Origin of the sequence: Alishewanella agri BL06, from assembly GCF_000272005.1 — a bacterium.
Taxonomy (GTDB): Bacteria; Pseudomonadota; Gammaproteobacteria; order Enterobacterales; family Alteromonadaceae; genus Alishewanella; species Alishewanella agri.
The window spans coordinates 1-4,564 of sequence record NZ_AKKU01000004.1; the positions used below are offsets into that span (position 1 = coordinate 1).

At 45.6% G+C, this 4,564-nt stretch carries 5 protein-coding genes; 3 read left to right on the forward strand and 2 right to left on the reverse strand.

Annotated features, from left to right (window positions below):
- Positions 1-172: 172 nt before the first annotated feature.
- Positions 173-655 (forward strand): VC2046/SO_2500 family protein, encoded by a 483-nt coding sequence (locus AGRI_RS02620; RefSeq protein WP_008983459.1) that lies wholly within the window; start codon positions 173-175, stop codon positions 653-655.
- Positions 656-703: 48 nt separating this feature from the next.
- Here the strand turns inward: AGRI_RS02620 and AGRI_RS02625 are convergent, their stop codons facing one another.
- Both AGRI_RS02625 and AGRI_RS16155 read right to left on the reverse strand, forming a co-directional pair.
- Positions 704-1,177, reverse strand: coding sequence for a YchJ family protein (locus AGRI_RS02625; protein ID WP_008983460.1), 474 nt, complete (start codon positions 1,175-1,177; stop codon positions 704-706).
- Between the two features lie 136 nt (positions 1,178-1,313).
- Positions 1,314-1,727 carry a hypothetical protein gene (locus AGRI_RS16155; RefSeq protein ID WP_008983461.1) on the reverse strand — a complete coding sequence of 138 codons (414 nt, stop codon included), beginning with the start codon at positions 1,725-1,727 and terminating at the stop codon, positions 1,314-1,316.
- Between the two features lie 160 nt (positions 1,728-1,887).
- Between AGRI_RS16155 and AGRI_RS02635 the strand changes: the two genes are divergently transcribed.
- Both AGRI_RS02635 and AGRI_RS02640 read left to right on the forward strand, forming a co-directional pair.
- Complete coding sequence (locus AGRI_RS02635; RefSeq protein WP_008983462.1) at positions 1,888-3,672, forward strand: GGDEF domain-containing protein; 1,785 nt, start codon at positions 1,888-1,890, stop codon at positions 3,670-3,672.
- A gap of 45 nt (positions 3,673-3,717) precedes the next feature.
- The gene (locus AGRI_RS02640; protein ID WP_008983463.1) at positions 3,718-4,437 is read left to right on the forward strand and encodes a DUF3581 family protein; all 720 of its coding nucleotides are present in this window, start codon (positions 3,718-3,720) and stop codon (positions 4,435-4,437) included.
- The last annotated feature ends 127 nt before the right edge of the window (positions 4,438-4,564 follow it).

The following is a 4,564-nucleotide window of genomic DNA, read 5'->3' on the forward strand; positions in this document are numbered from 1 at the left end:
CGAACCTTCGAAGGCAGTGCCGGCAGATTTACAGTCTGATCCCTTTGGCCACTCGGGAACCCCTCCACGAGTGCGCGCATCTTATCAAACTGATTTTTGATGTAAAGCACTTTACTAAAGTTTTTTGTCTGTCTGCCGATTAACTCAGCAACTAAGATAAAATCGCAGAACTATGCAGCCGCTAATTAATGAATGGCAACTTGGTAGTAAGTTAAATCAAGCCTTGCAACAGCAGCATCGGGCTGATTTTTCGCTTTGGCTGGCGTTGTTGTCTCCGGCGATTGAAGAAATGGCGGCGTTTCAAACGCCGGTCAGTGAAGCCAAACCTGCTAACAGCGACCTATACCAAGTACTAGGTTTAGTGAAAACCCGAAGTTTTGGTTGGCAGCAGCATGATACCACGACGTTGCAACAACAAAGTGTTGCCATACAGCACAGCCTTGCGCAACTGAAGCTACATAGTTATTTGCAGCCGGAACCTTGGGTTTTGCAGGAAGACTCACGCAAGCTGGATTCGCAGATTATTGCTGATCTTGACGCCCATTGCCGTCGCAGACTCAATAGTGCACCGATTGAAAGACCTGCAACAGATGAAACCGCATTGTTTGAGATCTTAGAACAGTTAGCAGATGAACCTTTCTTTACCCCAGCCTGAGCCTTATTATTTGGTGTCGGGCGATAACAGACGGGTAGGCGACAACTATCATTGTCCGCTAGGCAGATGTTGCTGGCATTGTTTTACTTTTTTCATGCTACCGCAAGGGCACAGATCATTTCTACCTAGTTTGACGGTGGGTTTGCTACGAAGTTTGCCGCTAACATAATACCAACGATCCGCGAAGGCAAAGTCAGACACTTCGACAATAAAGTCCAGCTTTTGCTCATGGATAAAACTGGCAATAAAGCTTACCTGGCCAGCGTCCGGTCGGTTGGTTACCTCGATTATTTCTAATTTACAAAAATGTACCGCTCGCGCAAATGCACTAATCTCAGCCGCAGATTCTTGCTGCCGCTGTGCTGGTGCCAGTGTCGCTAGCAGATAGTCGCTATCAGCAAGGCAATATGCACTATAGCGGGAACGCATCAGCGCCTCACAGTTATCCGGCAACACAGCGCCACTGATATAAGGGTGACAACAGTGTTCAAATAACTGACCAGAACAACAATAACATTGCATAAGGATATCCTTCGCCCAGCGCCTTGACTCTACCTAAGACGTGATATTGAGTTAATCCCGCTAGCTCAACATCAACTTTACAGCTTCCAGTTTATCCTTTTTATTAGCCGCTGACAGCCCGGTTGTGTTAAGCGAGTTAGTGAGTTTGCTGCTGTATGTCTGCCAGGGTGTGCAGAACTTTCCCATATTGTTTCGCAGCGTGTTGACAGCGTGCCAGTTCAACATCCGATAGCGGCTGACAATTAATAACCACCTTGCAATCCTTATTACTTAGCGCAGCTAGGATAGTATTACTTATGCTGCTTTGATCTTTTGGATGGACTAAGATGATCCGCTCCAAAGGTAAATGACAGGCCTGCCAAAATGCTTTAACGGGTTTTATCTGTGGCGCGACTAAAACGATCCAGCCGTTGGCACTGCGATGATGTAATAAAACCTTAAGTAAAATTAACTCCGAGCTGTCACGTTGCAGAGTGCTTAACGTATTTATGCTGGTGATAGTGTCTTTTGGGCTAAGGGATGTTGAATTTGGCAAGTTATAGGCAAGCATCGCAACCTCAATCTGTTTATTTATACAGTGTATGCATATACAGTAGTTGCTGTATAAATAAAACGCAAGTATTTTTTTTCGGTGGCAAGATTTTTTGTAGTCATATAAATGTCATTTGCACTCAGTACCATTGGCCAGTTGTCGTTAACGGAGCTGAAAGATGGCCGTTGCTGAAGTTTATTGCGCTGAATTAGAAAAAATATTGAAAGCCCGGGCGTTACAGCCAATCTTTCAACCTATAGTCAATCTCCAGGATGGCAGTATTAGTGGTTATGAGGCGCTGATTCGAGGCCCGTCAGATAGCCCATTACATTCGCCGCTGCAGCTTTTTAAAACAGCAGTTGCTTGTGAGCGGCTCGAGCAATTGGAAATGCTATGCCGCCAGCTAAGTATTGAGAGCTTTGCTGCGGCCCAAACTGACACCAAACTCTTTCTCAATGTGAATCCGTTACTGTTACTGACTGCAGATCATCCCAGTGGTCTAACTAAACAGATGTTAAGACAGGCGCAAGTTGATCCTTCTAGGGTTGTGATTGAAATTTCAGAACAGTATCAGGTAGAGGATGCCGAGCTATTAGTAAAAGCGGTACAACATTATCGACAATTAGGTTTTCTGATTGCGATAGATGATTTAGGCAGTGGTTTTTCTGGTCTTAAACTTTGGTCTGAACTGCAGCCTGATATTGTCAAAATTGACCGGTATTTTATTAGCGAGCTAGATAAGGATCCTACCAAACGCGCCTTTGTTCGGAATATTGTTAGTCTCGCTAAAGCTATCGGCGCCACTATTGTCGCTGAAGGTATCGAGACAGCGGACGAGTTGCGGTTGTGTCGCGAGCTTGGCGCTGATTTGGCGCAAGGTTACTTGCTGGGCCGGCCACAGGTAACATTAAAACCTGCGCTAAATAATACTGCCGCTCTACTCGCAAATCTGTTGCCGCTGGAAGGTGTGTTAGACAATGTCGAACAGCTGTTAATAAATGTCATGCCGGTTACTCATAACCAATCCGCGGCAGAGGTCGCGGAGCGCTTTCAGCAAGAACCTAAGTTGCAAAGTTTAGCGGTTTTACAGCAAGGTCGGGCGGTCGGTTTGATTTGTCGTAGCGATTTGCTGGCATTATTTGCCCAGCCATTTGGTCGGGCACTCTATGAAAAAAAACCGATCGGCAAGGTGATGAACGCCAAGCCAGTTATAGTCGATGTTCACTGTTCACTGGATGAAGTCAGCCAGATTGTCGCAGACGATGAACATAATGCTGCCAGTTGGTACTTCATTATTTGTCGTAATGGCCAATACCTCGGGCTTGGTTCGGTGCGACAACTATTAAAAAAAATTAGCGAACGCAAACTGCAACACGCGCGCTATGCCAATCCATTAACTTTATTGCCGGGTAATGTACCGATTTACCAACGAATTGACATGCTGCTGCAACAGCAAGCTGATTTTGCCGTGGCGTATCTCGATCTGAATCATTTTAAACCCTACAACGATTTCTACGGTTACAGTAAAGGCGATATGGTTCTACTGATGTTGGCAGAGGTTATTCAACACCAGGCAGCTAATAAGCATTTTATCGGGCATATAGGTGGCGATGATTTTGTCCTGGTGAGTTCGCCCGGCGAATGTGAAACGCTGTGTCAGCAAATCTTGCAGCGCTTTGCTACGCAGATCTCGCATTATTATCGCCAGGAAGATCTGCAGCAGGGGGGCATTACCACCTTAAGTCGCAGTGGCGAACCTTGCTTCTATCCACTGCTAACTTTAGCGATCGGAATTGCGATACCGGATCCGCAACTTTGTCGCAGTCATCATGATGTTGCGGCACTGACCGCCGCTGCTAAATATGAGGCTAAACGCGTTGGTGGTAATGCGATTTTTTGCTCCCGGCGGCGTGGTCCGGAGTTACAACTAAATAAAGCACTGGCTAGACCATCTGTAGCGTGAATTGAGCTACAATGTTGCTCTTTACGCAGTAGCAGAGATAAGTAGATGTTGTTAGACGCTTTTGTAAGTCGCCACGGTGAGGCATTCAGTTTTAGCCGTCAGCACTCCTGTACATTCGCCAAACAAGTAGCCGGTGACTTTAACCCGATCCATGATGTCGATGCGAAACGCTTTTGTGTGCCGGGTGATTTGTTATTTAGCTATTTACTTAGCCGCTATGGCTTAAGTCAACAATTGAGCTGTCAATTTTCCGGGATGGTTAGTGCTGATGTGCTGCTGTACTGTAAACTGACCGAAGACCAAATTCAGGTCTGTGATGCTCAGGATCGGATTTATCTGACAATTCAATTTAGCGGCCAACATAGTCATGATTTGTCAGTGATTGAACCTTTGTTTCAAGATTATGTGCGCTTCTCCGGAAAAAACTTCCCCGATATTTTACAACCTTTAATGGCTGAACAAGGCGTGATGATCAATCCGCAGCGACCATTGGTTATTTACGAAAGTATGTCGCTGTCCTTTAGTCAGTTACCCACTAAGACAGCTAAGCTGTCATTGTCTGACAGTAAGCTGGAAGTCGAAGGTAAACGCGGTAATGTTACGCTTAGCTTCACTCTGGCAGAAAATGGTACAGTGATTGGTGAAGGTGAAAAGAAAATGATTCTGAGTAATCTGCAACCTTATGACGAAGCCGTTATGCAGCAAATGGTCGGTGAATATAATAATCGTCGCAGTGCTGCTGGTTGTTTTGAGCCAGCAGTTTGACAGCTAGATTTGAGTTCAACGATCAGAAACAAGCTTTTGTGCAAAAAACAGCCGAACAAACGCAATTTCAAAAATACTGCTTGCAGGCTGTTTTAAACTCCCTATAATGCGCATCCACAGACGGGGG

Coding starts and splice junctions, on each gene's coding strand:
- AGRI_RS02620 (WP_008983459.1), top strand. CDS start 173: ATGCAGCCGCTAATTAATGAATGGCAACTTGGTAGTAAGTTAAATCAA.
- AGRI_RS02625 (WP_008983460.1), bottom strand. CDS start 1,177: ATGCAATGTTATTGTTGTTCTGGTCAGTTATTTGAACACTGTTGTCAC.
- AGRI_RS16155 (WP_008983461.1), bottom strand. CDS start 1,727: ATGCTTGCCTATAACTTGCCAAATTCAACATCCCTTAGCCCAAAAGAC.
- AGRI_RS02635 (WP_008983462.1), top strand. CDS start 1,888: ATGGCCGTTGCTGAAGTTTATTGCGCTGAATTAGAAAAAATATTGAAA.
- AGRI_RS02640 (WP_008983463.1), top strand. CDS start 3,718: ATGTTGTTAGACGCTTTTGTAAGTCGCCACGGTGAGGCATTCAGTTTT.